Origin of the sequence: Xanthobacter oligotrophicus (assembly GCF_008364685.1) — a bacterium.
GTDB classification, from domain to species: Bacteria; Pseudomonadota; Alphaproteobacteria; order Rhizobiales; family Xanthobacteraceae; genus Xanthobacter; species Xanthobacter oligotrophicus.
The window spans coordinates 145,380-162,739 of record NZ_VTTL01000010.1; the positions used below are offsets into that span (position 1 = coordinate 145,380).

Here is a 17,360-nt window from a genome sequence, read left to right on the forward strand (position 1 = left end):
GCCGGTGTTGCTTCCGGGCAACGGGCCAGGTGAAACGTGGATGGCCGTGCGCTGGTTCGGGCTGACTTAAGCCGCCGTTTACGCATGGGACCCTTAACTGCCGCATGTATTTCGTTGCGTGCGAGTTCGATCACATGCGTATTTCCAGCGAGACTCACGGGCATAATGTCTTCGCGCGACTGGCGCTGATCGGGCTTGTGTCCGGTACGGTTGCCGGGTGCAGTGCGGACTCGACCCGGTTCCTGACGGATGGCTTCCCGCCCCAGCAGCAGGCGAATGCCGGCTATAGCGGCGGCTACCAGGGCCAGTCCGGCGGCGGAGATGTCACCGGCTCCCTCGGCGCCGCGCCGTCCGGTCGGGTGGATGCCGTTCAGTTGCCCCCGCCCGGCCAGGGTGGCACGGGCATGCAGCCTTCTTCCTACGCCGCTCCCGGCGCGGCCCAGCCGCTCTATGGCGCGTCGGGCTATGGCGCAACGGCGCCCGCCCCGGTGACCGCCTCCACCCGCCCGGCGGTGCCCGGAACCCACGTGGTGGTCGGTGGCGAGACGCTGGCCTCCGTCGCCCGCATGTATGGCGTGACCCCGGCGGCGCTCGGCGCGGCCAACAATATTGCGCCGGGCAACACGGTGCGCACCGGCCAGACCCTCGTCATTCCCCCCGGCGGCAACGGCGCCTCCCAGTCCCGCGCCGCCCAGGCTGCGGCCCAGCCGGCGCTCGCCGCCAAGCCGCCGCAGGTGGCTGCCGCGCCTAACACCCTGACTGTGCCGGGCAAGCCCGCCAGCCAGCCGGCGACGGTTGCCGCCAAGCCGCTGACGACCGCTCCGGTGCTGTCCCAGAACCTGACGCCGCCTCCGGCGTCGCCGGCTCCGGTCGTGACCGCGTCCGCCAAGCCGGCTCCCGCCACCAAGCCCGGAGCCGCTCCCACCCAGGCGGTCGCCAAGTCCTCCGCGCCCGAGCCCAAGGTGGAAACCGCTGCCAAAGTCACGCCCGCCGACGATGCGGACGACGGCCCCCGCGCTTCGGGCTCCGGTCCCCAGTTCCGCGCCCCGGTGCGCGGCCGCGTCATCGCCTCCTTCGGCCCCAAGCCGGGCGGCGCCCACAATGACGGCGTGAACTTCGCCGTGCCGGAAGGCACCGGCGTCCGCGCCGCCGAAGACGGCACGGTGGCCTATGCCGGCAACGAGCTGAAGGGCTACGGCAACCTCGTGCTGGTGAAGCATGCGGATGGCTATGTGACCGCCTATGCCCACAACAGCGAGCTGAACGTGAAGCGCGGTGACACCGTGCGGCGCGGCCAGATCATCGCCAAGGCGGGCCAGAGCGGCAACGTCAACTCGCCGCAGCTGCACTTCGAGATCCGCAAGGGTTCCACCGCCGTGGACCCGAGCCGCTACGTGGCCGGCCTCTGAGCCGACCGGAAATTCTCCTGACGACGGCCGGGCTTGCCCGGCCGTTTTCATGTCCGGGATCCCGTTTCCGGCATGGACGGACGGGGAGGGGCGTGGTGCCGGCGCGCCTTCCCGAACTTGACGGCGCTTCCCCCCGCTTATAGGCCCAGCATATGACCTCCCGCGCCTTCATCGCCGGCTGCGCCGGTCCGCACCTGACCCCAGACGAGCGCGCCTTCTTCGCGGATGCCGCGCCGTGGGGTTTCATCCTGTTCGCGCGCAATGTGGAGACGCCGGACCAGGTCCGCGCCCTCGTTGCGGATTTGCGCGCGGCGGTGGGCTGGCAGGCGCCGGTGCTGATCGATCAGGAAGGCGGGCGCGTGCAGCGCCTCAGGCCCCCCCACTGGCCGGAATATCCGCCGGCCGAGCCGTTCGGCGCGCTCTACCTGAGCGACCCCGTGGCGGCGCTGGAGGCGGTGCGGCTCAATTCCCGCGCCATCGCGGCCGACCTCTACGCCCTCGGCATCGACGTGGACTGCCTGCCCTGCGCCGACCTGCGGCACCCGGACGGCCACGGCATCATCGGCAACCGGGCCTATGGCACCGCGCCCGAGCCGGTGGCCGCCCTCGCCCGCGCGGCGGCGGTGGGGCTGCTGGAAGGCGGCGTGCTGCCGGTGCTCAAGCACATTCCCGGCCATGGCCGCGCCCCGGCCGACAGCCACGAGCGGCTGCCGGTGGTCACCGCTCCCCGTGCCGAGCTGGAGGCGGCGGACTTCGCCGCCTTCCGTGCGTTGGCCGACCTCCCCCTCGGCATGACCGCTCACGTGGTCTATGCCGACATCGATCCGGATCGGCCCGCCACCACCTCGCCGAAGGTGATGGATGAGGTGATCCGCGGCAGCATCGGATTTACCGGCCTGCTCATGAGCGACGACCTCTCCATGGGGGCGCTCGCCGGCGACATGGCGACCCGTGGCCGCGACGCCCTTGCCGCCGGCTGCGACCTGCTGCTCCATTGCAACGGTCGCCTGGATGAGATGACCATCGTGGCCAGCGTGTCGCCCCGGCTGTCGGGTGTCGCACAGGAGCGGGCGGAGCGCGCCCTGGCCCTGCGCCAGCCTCCGGCGGAGGTGGACGCCGCGGCCCTGCGAGCGACCGTCGCTGCGCGCATCCGGCAGGTTGCCTGACCATGGCGGGCGAGGTCGCACCGGACCCCTTCGAGGCTGGCGCCGACCGCGTCGAGCCCGGGTCCGGCGAGGCCTTCATGGTGGATGTGGACGGCTTCGAGGGTCCCCTCGACCTGCTGCTGGCCCTCGCCCGCACCCAGAAGGTGGACCTCACCCGCATCTCCATCCTGGCGCTGGCGGACCAGTATCTCACCTTCATCGAGGAAGCGCGGCGCGGCCGGCTGGAACTGGCCGCCGACTATCTGGTGATGGCCGCCTGGCTCGCCTACCTCAAATCCCGCCTGCTGCTGCCGGCCCCGCCGCAGGAGGACGGGCCGAGCGCCGAGGAGCTGGCCGCCGCCTTCACCCGGCGGCTGCGGCACCTGGAACGTATCCGCAAGGCGGCGCAGGAGCTGATGGCGCGCCCCCAGATGGGCCGGGACAGTTTTCCCCGCGCCGTGCCGCCGTCCTCGGGCGAGCCGCTCTACACCGTCTGGACCGCCACCATCTACGATCTCCTGTCGGCCTACGCCCGGCAGCGGCAGACGCAGGTGCTGTCCCATGTGACGCTCAAGACGCGGGCCGTCTGGTCGCTGGCCGAGGCGCGTTCGCGTCTCGAGCGGCTGCTGGGCGCGGATGCCGTGGGCGAATGGATGCGGCTCGACCAATTCCTGCTAGATTACATGGCTGAGCCCGAGCAGCGGGCGACCGCGCTCGCGTCGAGCTTTTCCGCCAGCCTGGAGATGGTGCGCGAAGGCATGCTGGACATCCGGCAGGATGCCCCCTTCGCTCCCCTGTGGCTGCGGTCGCGCCCGGCGGCGCCTGTGTTGCCGTTTGAGGCGCCGCATCCGGCGCCCGGAGAGGAGACATGAACCGGCCTGCACCGCGCATCGACCTGTTCGACGTGCGTCCGGAGGATGAGCGTGCCTATGCCTTCGCGCGCGACCTGCGCGTGATCGAGGCGCTGCTCTTCACCTCCTCCGGGCCGGTGGATGCGCGCGCCCTGAAGCCGCATCTCTCCAAGGAGGCCGACCTTGGCGCGCTGATGGAGGCGCTGACGGCCGATTATGCCCGGCGCGGCGTCAACATCCTGAAGGCCGCCGGCGGCTGGATGCTGCGCACCGCGCCGGACCTTGCCCGTGTGGTGGCCGGCCCCGTGCCCGAGGCGCGCAAGCTGTCGCGCGCCGCCGTCGAGGTGCTGGCCATCGTCGCCTATCACCAGCCGGTGACGCGGGCGGAGATCGAGGAGATCCGCGGTGTCTCCACCTCCAAGGGCACGCTGGACGTGCTGCTGGAGACCGGATGGGTGCGCCTGCGTGGCCGCCGCAAGGCGCCCGGCCGCCCGGTGACCTACGGCACCACGCCGGCCTTCCTCGTCCAGTTCGGCCTCGACGCAGTGCAGGACCTGCCGGGGCTCGACGAGATGAAGGGCGCCGGCCTCATCGACGGGCGCCTGCCGGCGGGCTTCGCCATGCCGCTGCCTTCCGATGACCCTTCGCTCAGGGAGGACGAGGAGGCGCTGGAGCCGGAGGCCCTCGATTTCACCCTTTCCCCACCCCCGGACGAGGACGATTCGGACACGCCCGCCGAGGTTTGATACCATCGGCATCGGTCTTCAACCGATGCCGAGTGGGTACGCTCAAGCGCCGCGCGGGCTTGACCAATGCCCGTGAGTCAAGCTCACGGGCATTGGTATGAGAGGAAGAGTTCCGGTGCTGATCGACGACATCGTGGAGACCAATTCCGTGCGCAGCCGCACGCCTGCCGCCATCGCCAAGGGCCTCGCCTTCGATGCCGTGGAACTCGCCTATGGCGGCGTGCCGGCCGTGAAGGGCGTGAGTCTTGCCGTGAAGCCGGGGGAGGTCTTGTGCCTGCTCGGCCAGTCGGGCTGCGGCAAGACCTCGCTGCTGCGCCTCGCCGCCGGCATCGAGCGGCCGGACCGGGGCCGCATCCTCATCGACGGCGAGGCGGTGGCCGGGCAGGGGGCCTTCGTGCCGCCGGAGCGGCGGGGCGTGGGGCTGGTGTTCCAGGACTATGCGCTGTTTCCCCACCTCACCAATCTGGAGAACGTGCTGTTCGGCCTCGGCGGCCTGAAGCGGGCCGAGGCCGAGCGCGAGGCGCGCCTGGCGCTGGCCCGCGTGGACCTCGCCGACCTCGCCGACGCCTATCCCCATGAACTCTCCGGTGGCCAGCAGCAGCGCATCGCGCTCGCCCGCGCCATGGCGCCGCGCCCGGGCATCCTGTTGCTGGACGAACCGTTCTCCGGCCTCGACAAGCGCCTGCGCGACCAGGTCCGCGCCGATACGCTGGCGGTGCTGCGCGACGCGAAGGCCACCGCCATCATCGTCACCCACGATCCGGAAGAGGCCATGCGGCTTGCCGACCGCATCGCGCTGCTCCGCAAGGGCGAGCTGGTGCAGCTTGGCCCGCCGGCGGAGCTGTATCGCCGCCCGGTGGACCTCGGCGTCGCCCGCTTCTTCTGCGAGCTGAACGAGATGGAGGCGGTGGCGCTGGACGGGCAGGTGGATACGCCACTGGGCCGCTTCGCCGCTCCCGTCGGGCAACAGGACGGCGAGGTGGTGGTGGCGGTGCGCCCGCAGGGCATCGCGCTTGCGCCCGCCGGCACCGGCATCGCCGGCCGGGTGGTGGAGCGGCGCTTCCTGGGCGAGCTCGATCTCGTGGAAGTGATCGTGGACGGTCTCGATCGCCCGCTTCTGATCCGCCTTCGGGATGCTGGCGCCGTGCGCAAGGGCGACGAGGTGGGGCTTGTGGTTGACCCCGCCGATGTCCTTGTTTTCGCCGCGGGCGGGGCCTAGTGTCCCCCTCCGAGAAAATCCGTGCGCGAAAATCGCGCGAGGCGCGCTACGGCGCGAAAAGCTTCCTTGGAGGACGTTAAATGGGTTCGCTGAGCATCTGGCACTGGATCGTGGTGCTGGCCGTGGTGCTCCTCCTGTTCGGTCGTGGCAAGATCTCCGATCTCATGGGCGACGTGGCGAAGGGCATCAAGTCCTTCAAGAAGGGCCTGGCGGAGGACGACGAACCGGCGAAGACCCCGGCCGCCCCGCCCGAGGCGCCGCGCCCCCTTCCGCACCAGACATCGAGCGCCGCCGAGGCCGAGAAGAAGCCCGTCTGACGACGGGCTCCCCTTAACCCTTGAGGAGGGCGGCGGCGGGTCCGCCGGGTTCAGGCGCTCATGTTCGAAATCGGCTGGTCCGAGCTGATGCTGATCGGCATTGTCGCGCTGATCGTCATCGGCCCTAAAGAGTTGCCTTCGGTGCTGCGCACCGTCGGCCGCACCGTCACCAAGGTGCGCCGCATGGCCGGCGAGTTCCAGGGCCAGTTCCAGGAGGCCCTGCGCGAGGCCGACCTTGCGGACATGCGCAAGGAAATCTCCGACGTCACCGAGAGCGCCCGCTCCACGCTGGCCACCTCGGAGATGTTCGACCCGTTGCGCTCCATCCGCGAGGAAATCCGCACCACGGTGGAGGGCGGCAATCCGCCGCCCAAGGCGCCCGAGACGCCGGCCGTGGACGCCTCTTCGGCGCCGCTGGAGCTGCCTGCCGCCGCGTCTGAGGCGGTTCCCGATCCTATGGCCGCGATCCGCGACGAAATCCGCCGCATGGTGGAGGCCGGATCGCCGCCTGCGGCACCCGCCGAACCCGTTTCCGCCCCCGCCGCCGGTGAGACCAAGAGCGCGTCATGAGCGACGAGGACGAAATCGACGCCTCCAAGGCCCCGCTCATCGAGCACCTCATTGAACTGCGGTCGCGGCTCATCAAGTCGCTGATCGCGTTCCTGATCGCCTTCTTCATCTGCTTCATGTTTGCCAAGCAGATCTACAATATCCTGTTGTGGCCCTATGAGTTTGCATCCGGCTTCGCGCCGGGCATCAAACTCATCTACACGGCGCCGCAGGAGTTTTTGTTCACCCAGATCAAGCTCGGCATGTTCGGGGCGGCGTTCATCTCGTTCCCGGTTGTGGCGACGCAGGTCTACATGTTCGTGGCGCCAGGCCTCTACAAGCACGAGAAGAACGCCTTCCGGCCCTATCTGGTGGCGACCCCCATCTGCTTCCTCATCGGCGCGGCGTTCGTCTATTTCATCGCCATGCCGCTGGCGATGAAATACTTTCTCGCCATGCAGCAGACCGGCGGCGACGGAAGGGCGGAAATCTCGCTTCTGCCGCGCGTGTCGGAATATCTGTCCCTCATCACCACGCTCATCCTCGCCTTCGGCATCTGCTTTCAGCTTCCGGTCATCCTGACGCTGCTGGGGCAGATCGGGGTGGTGACGCAGGACATGCTGCGCAAGGCCCGCCGCTACGCCATCGTCGGCGTGTTCATCGCGGCGGCGGTGCTCACCCCGCCGGATGTGATCAGCCAGCTCTCCCTTGCCCTGCCGACGCTGCTTCTCTACGAGGTGTCGGTCTATCTGGTGGGCATCGTCGAGAAGCGGCGGCTGGCGGCAGAGGCGGCGCGCAACGCGGCCGACGCCGCGACAGCCGACTGACGGCGGGGCTTCCGGATCGTTGGAATTTTCTGGGCGCGCGGTGGTTCTCCCCCCATGCGTCATGGCCGGGCTTGACCCGGCCATCCACGCGGATGGGCCGGGACGCGCACCGTCAATCTGGTGCAGTCGGCCCGGCGTGGATGCCCGGCACAAGGCCGGGCATGACGGTGGTGCGGGTGGTCCTGCGCTGTCCCCATGCGGAGCCTTGCCATGCACGACATCAAGTGGATCCGGGACGAGCCGGAAGGGCTCATCAACGCGCTGGTGCGGCGCGGCGGCGGGTCCGAGGAGGCGAAGTCGGCGGCTGAGGCGCTGGTGACCAAGCTGCGCGGCCTTGATGAACAGCGCCGCGCCACCCTGACCCAGCTCGAAACCCTGCTCGCCCGCCGCAATGCTGCCTCCAAGGAGATCGGCCAGGCCAAGGCGAAGAAGGACGAGGCCACCGCCTCCGCCCTCATGGCCGAGGTGGCCGAGCTGAAGGAGAAGGTGCCGGCGCTGGAGGCCGAGTCCAAGCGCCTCGAGGCGGAACTGAACGGCGAACTCGCCGCCATCCCCAACGCCCCGCTCGCTGAGGTGCCCGATGGCGCCGACGAGCACGCAAATATCGAACGAAAAGACCATCGATTCGGCATCCAGAAGACTGCCGCTAACATGGGTTTCAGCCCGAAGCAGCATTTTGAGGTGGGCGAAGCCCTCGGCCAGATGGATTTCGAGACCGCCGCCAAGCTCTCCGGCGCCCGCTTCGTGGTGAACAAGGGTCCGCTGGCCCGGCTGGAGCGCGCGCTGGGGCAGTTCTTCCTCGATACGCATACGGCGCCGGAGCAGGACGGCATCGGCGGTTATATGGAGGTCAACCCGCCGTTGCTGGTGCGGGACGAGGCGATGTTCGGGACGGCGCAGTTGCCGAAGTTTGAAGAGGATCAATATCGGGTCGTCCAGCAGCTTGCAAAATTCGAATATTCTCACCTTGAGATTGACAGTTCTGGGCGTATTATAAGCAATAATATTGTTTCATATTCAGATTATGTGAAATACATTAAGCAGCCTAACACCTCTTATGTCTTTCCAGATGCAGGTGCGGAGCGGCGTGGTCGTATCGTGGAAGAGGCCCTCTGGCTCATCCCCACCGCCGAAGTCCCCCTGACCAACCTCGTCCGCGAAAGCATCCTCTCCGAGGAAGAGCTGCCCCTGCGCCTCACCGCCTGCACCCCCTGCTTCCGGGCCGAGGCGGGTGCGGCGGGGCGGGATACAAGGGGGATGATCCGCCAGCACCAGTTCACCAAGGTGGAGCTGGTCTCCATCACCACGCCGGAGAAGTCGGGCGAGGAGCACGAGCGCATGCTCGCCTGCGCCGAGGCGGTGCTGAAGAAGCTGGACCTGCATTATCGCGTGGTCACCCTGTGCACCGGCGACATGGGCTTTGCCTCGCAGAAGACCTACGACATCGAGGTGTGGCTGCCGGGGCAGGGGGCGTTCCGCGAAATCTCCTCCTGCTCGGTGTGCGGCGATTTCCAGGCCCGGCGCATGAATGCCCGCTATCGTCCGGCGGAGGGCAAGGGTCCGCGCTTCGTCCATACGCTGAACGGCTCGGGCGTGGCAGTGGGCCGTGCGCTTGTAGCGGTGCTGGAGACCTACCAGCAGGAGAACGGCGCCGTCACAGTGCCGGATGCACTACTGCCCTATATGGGCGGGCTGAAGACCATCGAGAAGCTGAAGTAGGGGCGGCCCTCGCTTGAGGACGCCCGCGATACCACCGTCGTCCCCCGGCTTGACCGGGGGACCCACCCCTCCGCGACACAAGTGACAGACGCCGAACAGCCTGCGCGTCGGCCCCATGGATCCCCCGGTCAAGCCGGGGGATGACGACGGTTCTGGGCTAGGCGCCGGTTGCGGCGTTCGTCGGCTGCGACATCAAGCTACGGAAAAGGTCCCATGCGCATCCTGGTCACCAATGACGACGGCATCCACGCGGCGGGCCTCGAGGCCTGCGTCCGCATCGCCCAGAGCTTCACCGACGACGTGTGGGTGGTGGCGCCAGAGTTCGACCAGTCCGGCGTCGCCCACTCCCTGTCGCTCAGCGATCCCCTGCGCCTGCGGCAGGTGGAGGAGCGCCGCTACGCGGTGAAGGGCACGCCCACGGACTGCGTGATCATGGCGGTGCGGCACATCCTCGCCGACAATCCGCCCGACCTCGTGCTCTCCGGCGTCAACCGGGGCCAGAACATCGCCGAGGACGTGAGCTATTCCGGCACCGTGGCGGGCGCCATCGAGGGCACCATCCTGGGCATTCCCTCCATCGCCCTGTCGCAGGCCTTCGGCATCAAGACCCGCGAGAATCCCAACTACATCACCGCCGAGACCCACGCGCCCAAGATCATCCGCACCCTTTTGGGCGAGGGCATTCCCCCCGGCATCGTGATGAATGTGAACTTTCCGGATCGCGCGCCGGACGAGATCACCGGCATCGCCGCCACCTTCCAGGGCAAGCGCGACCAGCGCCTCATGCGCATCGACGAGCGGCGCGACGGGCGGGGCAATCCCTATTACTGGATCGCCTTCGAGCGCCGCATCTTCGAGACCTCACCGGGCTCGGACCTGCGGGCGCTGGACGAGGGCCGCATCTCCGTCACGCCGCTGCGCCTCGACATGACCGACGAGCCGCAGATGACGCGGCTCGCGCTGCTGTTCGACGCCAAGTAGGGGCGGGGGCAGGGGCGTTCAGCCCTCAGCCTCGTCCGCGAAGGGCAGGCGGATGGTGGCGCTGGCCATGGCGGCGATGCCTTCCCGCCGGCCGGTGAAGCCGAGCTTCTCGGTAGTGGTGGCCTTCACCGAGACGCGGGCGAGGGGCACGCCGGTGATACGCGAAATGGCGGCGCGGATGGCATCGCGGTGCGGCCCCACCTTCGGCGCCTCGCAGATGAGGGTGAGGTCGAGATGGGCGATGCGCCCGCCCCGTGCCGTCACCTTCTCCACCGCGTGGGCAAGGAAGCGGTCCGAGGACGCGCCCTTCCATTGCGGGTCGGAGGGCGGGAAATGGGCGCCGATGTCGCCGTCGCACAGCGCGCCGAGGAGTGCGTCGGTGAGGGCGTGCAAGCCCACGTCCGCATCCGAATGGCCGACGAGGCCGGCGCTGTGGGGTACCGCGACGCCGCCCAGCATCACATGGTCGCCGGGGCCGAAGGCGTGCACGTCGAAGCCGGTGCCGGTGCGCACGTCGGCGAGGTCAGCGAAGGAGGCGCCGGCGGCGCGGGTCATGTCGTCGGGGGTGGTCAGCTTCACGTTGGTGCTCTCGCCTTCGAAGGTGGCCACTGGATGGCCGGCCCATTCCATCACCGCCGCATCGTCGGTCAGCGTCTCTACCCCGGCCGCGGCGGCGGCGGCATGGGCGGCGCGCAGGGCCGCGAAGCGGAACGCCTGAGGGGTCTGCACCGTGCGCAGCGCCGCGCGGTCCAGGGTTTCGGCGACGATGCCGGCGGTATCCACGCGCTTCACCGTGTCGGTCACGGCGAGCACGGGAATGGCGGCATCCGCCACGCCCGCCGCCGCCACCGCGCGGGCGATGAGGTCCGGCGAGGTGTAGGGGCGTGCCGCATCGTGCACCAGCACGAGGTCCGGCCCCGTGCCCCCTGCGGCGGCAAGGGCTTCCAGCCCTGCGCGAACAGACGCCTGTCGAGTCGCGCCGCCGAAGGCCGGTGCCAAGATCTTGGGCAGATCGCGGGCCGTGTCCGCAAAGCGGACAGAATCATCGCTATGGATGACCGCCAGCACAGCCGTGATCTGTGGATGGGTCGCGAAAAGGCGTAGAGTGCGGCGCAGCACCGGCTCGTCGGCGATGTTTTGATACTGCTTCGGCAGCGGTCCACCGGCACGTGTGCCGCGTCCGGCGGCAACCACGATGGCCACGCATGAGGGATTCGCCACCTCGCTCATGCCCGGCTCCCCTGGTGCGAGCGGGGATGAATCCCGTCCCGGCATGGGTCGGAACACCGGTGCAGGTAGCCGGCGGTGGGGCAAATTCTGCTGCGCTGCACTTCCACGCAGACTGCCCTTGCGTGTGCCGTGCACTTGTCTAAGATGTAGGCAGAAGCGAGGTGGCCTAATTTCTGTGCAAGAGACTGTCGCATTTTCCATTCCGGCGTTGCGGATCGGCTCCCACACGCTGCCCAATGCGGTGATCCTCGCCCCCATGGCGGGAATCACGGATGCACCGGTGCGGCGGATGGCTGTTCGTTACGGCGCCGGCCTCGTCATATCAGAAATGGTGGCGAGCGAAGCGCTGCTGGAAGGCCATCCCGAGATGGTGCTCCGAGCGGAGGGGGAGGGCGTGCCGCTCCACGCCGTGCAGATCGCCGGCAATGATCCCTACCTGATGGGCGAGGCCGCCCGTGTGGCCGAGGCTGCTGGGGCGGGCATTATCGACATCAACATGGGCTGCCCGGCCAAGCGCGTCACCACCGGCGCGGCCGGTGCCGCCCTGCTGCGCGACCTGCCGCTGGCCCGAGCGATTCTGGAGGCGGTGCGCGGCGCGGTCTCCGTCCCGGTCACGGTGAAGACCCGGCTGGGCTGGGACGATGCGGCCTCGACAGCCGTGGATCTGGCGCGCATGGCGCAGGAGAGCGGCCTTGCCATGGTCACCATCCATGGCCGCACCCGCTGCCAGTTCTATACCGGCCGTGCCGACTGGGCCGCCATCCGCGCGGTGAAGGAGGCGGTCTCGATCCCGGTGATCGCCAATGGCGACGTGGTGGCGCCGTCGGACGGCCCCGCCATCCTTAAAGCCTCGGGGGCGGACGGGGTGATGATCGGACGCGGGGCGCAGGGCCGGCCGTGGTTTCCCGGCCGGGTGGCGCACGCCATCGCCGGGCTCCGCGGCACCGCCGATCCGGACCTGGACGAGCAGCGCGCGGTGCTGCTGGAGCTTTATGAGGGCTGGCTCGGGCTTTATGGCCGGGCGGTGGGGGTGCGGCAGGCGCGCAAGCATGTGGGCTGGGCGCTGGATGCGGCGGCCGCCGGCACCGGCGAGGTGCGGGCCAGCATCGTGGCGGGCTGGCGCAAGCGCCTCCTCGTATTGGAGGACCCCGCCCAGGTGAAGGCCGGCATCGCCGCTGCCTTCGACGACATCATGTGGAGGGCCGCGGCATGACGGCCGAAGCCAGAAAGCAAGACACACGGAAGATGGATCAAAAGCGCAAGGCTGAGCAGGAAAACGGCAAGGAGTCGGGGATGACGCGCGCCATCCTGGACGCCGTCCCGCACCCCGTCTTCACTATCGCCGGCAACGGGCATGTGGTGGAAGCGAACGTGGCGGCCGAGGCGTTCTTCGAGGTCAGCGCGCCGCTGCTGCGCCGCCGGCCCCTGAGCGATCTCGTGCCGTTCGGCACGCCACTGCTCGGCCTGATCGAGCAGGTGCGCCAGCGTGGCGCGCCGGTGAACGAATATCGCGTGGACCTCGGCACGCCGCGCAACGGCGGCGAGCGCATCGTGGATATCCATGTGGCGCCGGTGTCGGAGCATCCCGACCAGGTGGTGGTGATGCTCCAGGAGCGGACCATCGCCGACAAGATGGACCGCCAGCTCACCCATCGCGGCGCCGCCCGCTCGGTGAGCGCGCTCGCCTCCATGCTGGCCCACGAGATCAAGAACCCGCTCTCCGGCATCCGTGGCGCGGCCCAGCTGCTGGAGCAGTCGGCGGACGACGACGACCGCGCCCTGACGCGCCTCATCTGCGAGGAAGCCGACCGCATCGTGAAGCTCGTGGACCGCATGGAGGTGTTCTCCGACGAGCGCCCGGTGGAACGCGAGCCGGTGAACATCCACGCGGTGCTGGAGCATGTGCGCACCCTCGCCGCGTCGGGATTCGCGCGGCACATCCGCATCGTGGAGGAATACGACCCCTCCCTGCCGCCGGTCCTCGCCAATCGCGACCAGCTGATCCAGGTGTTCCTGAACCTGGTGAAGAACGCGGCCGAGGCCATCGACAGCGACCAGGACGGCGAGATCCAGCTCACCACGGCGTTCCGGCCGGGTGTGCGCCTGACCGTTCCGGGTGCCTCCACGCGGGTGAGCCTGCCTTTGGAATTCTGCGTCCGCGACAACGGCAAGGGCGTGCCGGACGACCTCATTCCCCACCTGTTCGACCCGTTCGTCACCACCAAGCCCACGGGCTCTGGCCTCGGTCTTGCTTTGGTGGCGAAGATCATCGGCGACCATGGCGGCATCGTCGAATGCGACAGCCAGCCCCGCCGTACAACCTTCCGCGTGCTCCTGCCCATGTATCGCGGCAAGAGCACGGCTCAAGAGGATAACTGAGGTGTCGATGCCTACCGGAAGCATCCTGGTCGCCGACGACGACGCCGCCATCCGCACCGTGCTCAACCAGGCGTTGTCGCGCGCCGGGTATGAGGTTCGGTCCTGCGGCAACGCCGCCACGCTGTGGCGCTGGGTGAGCCAGGGCGATGGCGACCTCGTCATCACCGACGTGGTGATGCCAGACGAGAACGCCTTCGATCTCCTGCCGCGCATCAAGAAGGCGCGGCCGGACCTGCCGGTCATCGTCATGAGTGCGCAGAACACCTTCATGACCGCTATCCGCGCCTCCGAGCGCGGGGCCTATGAATACCTGCCCAAGCCGTTCGACCTGAAGGAGCTGATCTCCATCGTCGGGCGCGCGCTGGCGGAGCCGAAGAAGGGCGACGGCCACCACCACTCCCACGAGGAGCAGGACAATATCCCGCTGGTGGGCCGCTCGCCCGCCATGCAGGAGATCTACCGCCTGCTCGCCCGGCTGATGCAGACCGACCTCACCGTGATGATCGCGGGCGAGAGCGGCACCGGCAAGGAGCTGGTGGCCCGCGCGCTCCATGATTACGGCAAGCGCCGCACCGGTCCGTTCGTCGCCATCAACATGGCGGCGATCCCGCGCGACCTCATCGAATCGGAGCTGTTCGGCCACGAGAAGGGATCGTTCACCGGCGCCACCACGCGCAACCCCGGCCGCTTCGAGCAGGCGGAGGGCGGCACGCTCTTCCTCGACGAGATCGGCGACATGCCCATGGAGGCGCAGACGCGCCTGCTGCGCGTGCTCCAGCAGGGCGAATACACCACCGTTGGCGGGCGCACGCCCATCAAGACCGACGTGCGCATCATCGCCGCCACCAACAAGGATTTGCGCACGCTGATCCAGCAGGGCCTGTTCCGCGAGGACCTGTTCTTCCGCCTGAACGTGGTGCCCCTGCGCCTGCCGCCTTTGCGCGAGCGCTCGGAGGACGTGCCGGACCTGGTGCGCCACTTCTTCCTCCAGGCGGAGCGGGAGGGCCTGCCGGCGAAGCAGATCGACACCGCCGCCCTGGACCGGCTGAAGCGCTACCGCTGGCCCGGCAACGTGCGCGAGCTGGAAAACCTGGTGCGGCGCCTCGCTGCCCTCTATCCGCAGGAAGTCATCACCCCCGCCATCATCGAGGCGGAGCTGTCGGAGCCCATGCCGAGCGCCCTCTCGGAGGAGGGGCCGGTGGACGCGACGCTGGCGGCCTCGGTGGAGCGTCACCTCAACACCTATTTCTCCGGCTTCGGCGAGGACCTGCCGCCCCCCGGCCTCTATCACCGCATCCTGAAGGACGTGGAATATCCCCTGCTTTCGGCGGCGCTGGCGGCCACACGGGGCAACCAGATCAAGGCCGCGGAACTGCTGGGGCTGAACCGCAACACCCTGCGCAAGAAGATCCGGGACCTCGATATCCAGGTGATCCGGACATCCAGATGATCCGGACATCCTGGTAGGGACGGGGAGGGCGGCTTCGGCCGCCTTCCTGACGTTTTCGAATCACGGTTGGCTTCGCCGAGCCTGAATGCGCCAGTGGCTCAAGCCCCACGTGTGCCCGGCCACCCTGTGCACAACACCCGGTAAAATGGACCCCGCTACCGACTGCCGGCATCGATTGGGCGAATTCGGGCCGCGTTAGGTCCTCTGTCACATTTTTGCACCAGTGTCGTTCCACTGCATCACCCCCGTCGCGCGACTCGGCTCGCGGCGGCGGCGGAAGCCTGGGGGACTGTGGCAAGGATGACGGACGCGCCGGTCAAGGACGCAGTGGAAGGCGTTGTGCCACGTCGCGGCATCACCGCCCGCTTGTTTGCGCCAATTGTCGTGGTCCTGTCGCTGGTGCTGGCGGTGGCCACCTTCCTGATCCTGATGGGCCTCACCTCCATCGTGCCGACGCCGCAGGTGGTGGTGGGCGTGCTCACCGCCTCGGGCATCGCGGTGCTGATCCTTCTGGCCATCATCGGCCGGGAGGTGTGGCGCATCCTGCGGGCACGGGCGCGCGGGCGGGCCGCCTCGCGGCTGCATGTGCGCATCGTCGGCCTGTTCGCCGGGGTCGCGGTGGTGCCGGCCATCGTGGTGGCGCTGGTGGCTAGCCTCACCCTCGACCGCAGCCTTGATCGCTACTTCTCCGGCCGGACCCGGGAGATCGTCGGCACCGCCGCTTCGGTGGCGCAGACCTATGTGCGCGAGCATGCGCTCTCCATCCGCGGCGACGTGCTCGCCATGAGCAACGACCTGTCGCGGATGAAGCAACTCTACGACACGGATATCGAGAAATTCCGGCAGATCCTCACCGCCCAGGCGGCGCTGCGCAACGTGCCGGGCGCGCAGATCATCCGGCGCGACCTCTCGGTGGTGGAGCGGGCGAACCTGCGCACCGACCGCGAATATATCGTCCCCACCAACATCGCCATCGCCGAGGCCTCCGCCGATCAGCCCATCATCTATTTGCCGTCGGACGCGGACTTCGTCGGAGCGGTGGCGCCGATCACCGGTTTCGACGACCTGTTTCTTTACGTGGCGCGGCCCGTCGACCCGCGGGTCATCGGCTTTCTCAAGGTGACGCAGGAGACCCTTGCCGATTACCGGTCGCTGGAGGAGCGGCGCTTCAACGTGCAGCTCGCCTTCGCGCTGATGTATTCCATCGTCACGCTCATCGTGCTGCTGTCGGCGGTCTGGCTCGGGATCAACTTCTCCAAGTGGCTGGTGTCGCCCATCCGACGCCTCATGTGGGCGGCGGGCCGGGTGGCGGCAGGCAATCTGGAAGTGCAGGTGCCCGTGAACCGGGCCGAGGGCGACCTCGCCACCCTGGGCGAAACCTTCAACAAGATGACGGTGGAGCTGAAAACCCAGCGCAACGCGCTGGTGACAGCGCGCGACCAGATGGACAGCCGCCGCCGCTTCACCGAGGCGGTGCTCTCGGGCGTGGGCGCGGGCGTCATTGGCCTCGACGCCGAGGCGCAGGTGACCATCCTCAACCGCTCCGCCGAGAAGCTCCTGGGTCTGACCGAGGACGAGGCGCTCGGCCGCAAGCTCGCGGATGTGGTGCCGGAAACCGATGCCCTGGTCGCCGAGGCCATGGGCGCGGGCCAGCGTGCGGTGCAGGGCAACATCACCATCCAGCGGGAGGGCCGGGAGCGGATCTTCGCCGTGCGCGTCACCACCGAGCAGTCGGCGGCCGAGGATCACGGCTGGGTGGTGACGCTGGACGACATCACCGCCCTCGTCTCGGCCCAGCGCACCTCCGCCTGGGCCGACGTGGCCCGGCGCATTGCCCACGAGATCAAGAACCCGCTTACCCCCATCCAGCTCTCAGCGGAGCGGCTGAAGCGCAAGTACGGCCGCCACATCACCCAGGACCGCGACGTGTTCGACCAGTGCACCGACACCATCATCCGCCAGGTGGGCGACATCGGCCGCATGGTGGACGAGTTCTCGTCCTTCGCCCGCATGCCCAAGCCCGTGGTGGACGCGCAGGACCTCGCCGAGACCGTGCGCCAGGGCGTGTTCCTCATGCGCGTCGGCCATCCCGACGTGACCTTCGAGACCGAGCTGCCGCCCTCCATGCCGGCGCGCTTCGACCGTCGCCTGATCTCCCAGGCGCTCACCAACATCCTCAAGAACGCCGCCGAGGCCATCGAGGGGGTGCCCGAGGCCGAGCGCGGCAAGGGCCTCATCCGCGTGCGCGTGGTCGCGGAGGGCGAGGACCGCGTCATCGACGTCATCGACAACGGCGCCGGACTGCCGAAGGAAAAGCGCAGCCGGCTGCTGGAGCCGTATGTGACCACCCGCGAGAAGGGCACCGGGCTCGGCCTCGCCATCGTGGGGAAGATCATGGAAGAGCACGGCGGCTTCATCGAACTCAACGATTCCCCCGAGGGCCGGGGGGCCTGGATCCGGCTTCGGATGCGGGCGGACGGTCAACCACCGGCCGGCGCGGGCGGGGCGCAACCGGTCCCTGAAACAGGGAGGGCCTGA

Annotated in this window: 15 protein-coding genes; 14 read left to right on the forward strand and 1 reads right to left on the reverse strand. The window is 68.8% G+C overall.

Annotation, left to right across the window (positions count from 1 at the left end; genetic code table 11):
* Positions 1-134 precede the first annotated feature (134 nt).
* The 10 genes from FZ033_RS17380 (at position 135) to surE (ending at position 9,763) form a co-directional block, all read left to right on the forward strand.
* A complete protein-coding gene (locus FZ033_RS17380) occupies positions 135-1,409 on the forward strand; it encodes a M23 family metallopeptidase (protein WP_149577348.1) in 1,275 nt (424 codons plus the stop codon).
* Between the two features lie 152 nt (positions 1,410-1,561).
* Positions 1,562-2,575, forward strand: a complete 1,014-nt coding sequence (gene nagZ / locus FZ033_RS17385) for a beta-N-acetylhexosaminidase (RefSeq protein ID WP_149577349.1) — start codon at positions 1,562-1,564, stop codon at positions 2,573-2,575.
* Between the two features lie 2 nt (positions 2,576-2,577).
* On the forward strand, positions 2,578-3,426 hold the full coding sequence (locus FZ033_RS17390; protein WP_149577350.1) for a segregation and condensation protein A: 849 nt from the start codon (positions 2,578-2,580) through the stop codon (positions 3,424-3,426).
* On the forward strand, positions 3,423-4,151 hold the full coding sequence (gene scpB, locus FZ033_RS17395; RefSeq protein WP_149577351.1) for an SMC-Scp complex subunit ScpB: 729 nt from the start codon (positions 3,423-3,425) through the stop codon (positions 4,149-4,151). Before FZ033_RS17390 ends, scpB begins: the two co-directional genes overlap by 4 nt.
* A gap of 97 nt (positions 4,152-4,248) precedes the next feature.
* Positions 4,249-5,370 (forward strand): ABC transporter ATP-binding protein, encoded by a 1,122-nt coding sequence (locus FZ033_RS17400; protein ID WP_149577352.1) that lies wholly within the window; start codon positions 4,249-4,251, stop codon positions 5,368-5,370.
* Positions 5,371-5,450: 80 nt separating this feature from the next.
* Positions 5,451-5,687: a twin-arginine translocase TatA/TatE family subunit gene (locus FZ033_RS17405; protein ID WP_012116377.1), complete on the forward strand. Its 237-nt coding sequence runs from the start codon at positions 5,451-5,453 to the stop codon at positions 5,685-5,687.
* Between the two features lie 60 nt (positions 5,688-5,747).
* Entirely contained in the window at positions 5,748-6,257 is a 510-nt protein-coding gene (tatB, locus tag FZ033_RS17410; protein ID WP_149577353.1) for a Sec-independent protein translocase protein TatB, read from the forward strand.
* Positions 6,254-7,063, forward strand: coding sequence for a twin-arginine translocase subunit TatC (gene tatC, locus FZ033_RS17415; RefSeq protein WP_149577354.1), 810 nt, complete (start codon positions 6,254-6,256; stop codon positions 7,061-7,063). The genes tatB and tatC overlap by 4 nt, the downstream gene beginning before the upstream one ends.
* Before the next feature lie 210 nt (positions 7,064-7,273).
* Positions 7,274-8,782: a serine--tRNA ligase gene (gene serS / locus FZ033_RS17420; protein WP_149577355.1), complete on the forward strand. Its 1,509-nt coding sequence runs from the start codon at positions 7,274-7,276 to the stop codon at positions 8,780-8,782.
* A 213-nt stretch (positions 8,783-8,995) separates the two neighbouring features.
* Positions 8,996-9,763, forward strand: coding sequence for a 5'/3'-nucleotidase SurE (surE, locus tag FZ033_RS17425; protein WP_041576102.1), 768 nt, complete (start codon positions 8,996-8,998; stop codon positions 9,761-9,763).
* 18 nt (positions 9,764-9,781) lie between these two features.
* Here surE and FZ033_RS17430 read toward each other — a convergent pair whose 3' ends face one another.
* Positions 9,782-10,993, reverse strand: coding sequence for a bifunctional 2-C-methyl-D-erythritol 4-phosphate cytidylyltransferase/2-C-methyl-D-erythritol 2,4-cyclodiphosphate synthase (locus tag FZ033_RS17430; RefSeq protein WP_149577356.1), 1,212 nt, complete (start codon positions 10,991-10,993; stop codon positions 9,782-9,784).
* Positions 10,994-11,168: 175 nt separating this feature from the next.
* Here FZ033_RS17430 and dusB point away from each other — a divergent pair, with 175 nt between their 5' ends.
* From dusB to FZ033_RS17450, 4 genes are all read left to right on the forward strand, one after another.
* Positions 11,169-12,206 carry a tRNA dihydrouridine synthase DusB gene (gene dusB, locus FZ033_RS17435; protein WP_149577357.1) on the forward strand — a complete coding sequence of 346 codons (1,038 nt, stop codon included), beginning with the start codon at positions 11,169-11,171 and terminating at the stop codon, positions 12,204-12,206.
* 80 nt (positions 12,207-12,286) lie between these two features.
* Complete coding sequence (locus FZ033_RS17440) at positions 12,287-13,372, forward strand: two-component system sensor histidine kinase NtrB (RefSeq protein ID WP_232847546.1); 1,086 nt, start codon at positions 12,287-12,289, stop codon at positions 13,370-13,372.
* Positions 13,373-13,379: 7 nt separating this feature from the next.
* On the forward strand, positions 13,380-14,822 hold the full coding sequence (gene ntrC, locus FZ033_RS17445; RefSeq protein WP_041577670.1) for a nitrogen regulation protein NR(I): 1,443 nt from the start codon (positions 13,380-13,382) through the stop codon (positions 14,820-14,822).
* A 300-nt stretch (positions 14,823-15,122) separates the two neighbouring features.
* Positions 15,123-17,360, forward strand: a complete 2,238-nt coding sequence (locus FZ033_RS17450; protein ID WP_149577359.1) for a sensor histidine kinase NtrY-like — start codon at positions 15,123-15,125, stop codon at positions 17,358-17,360.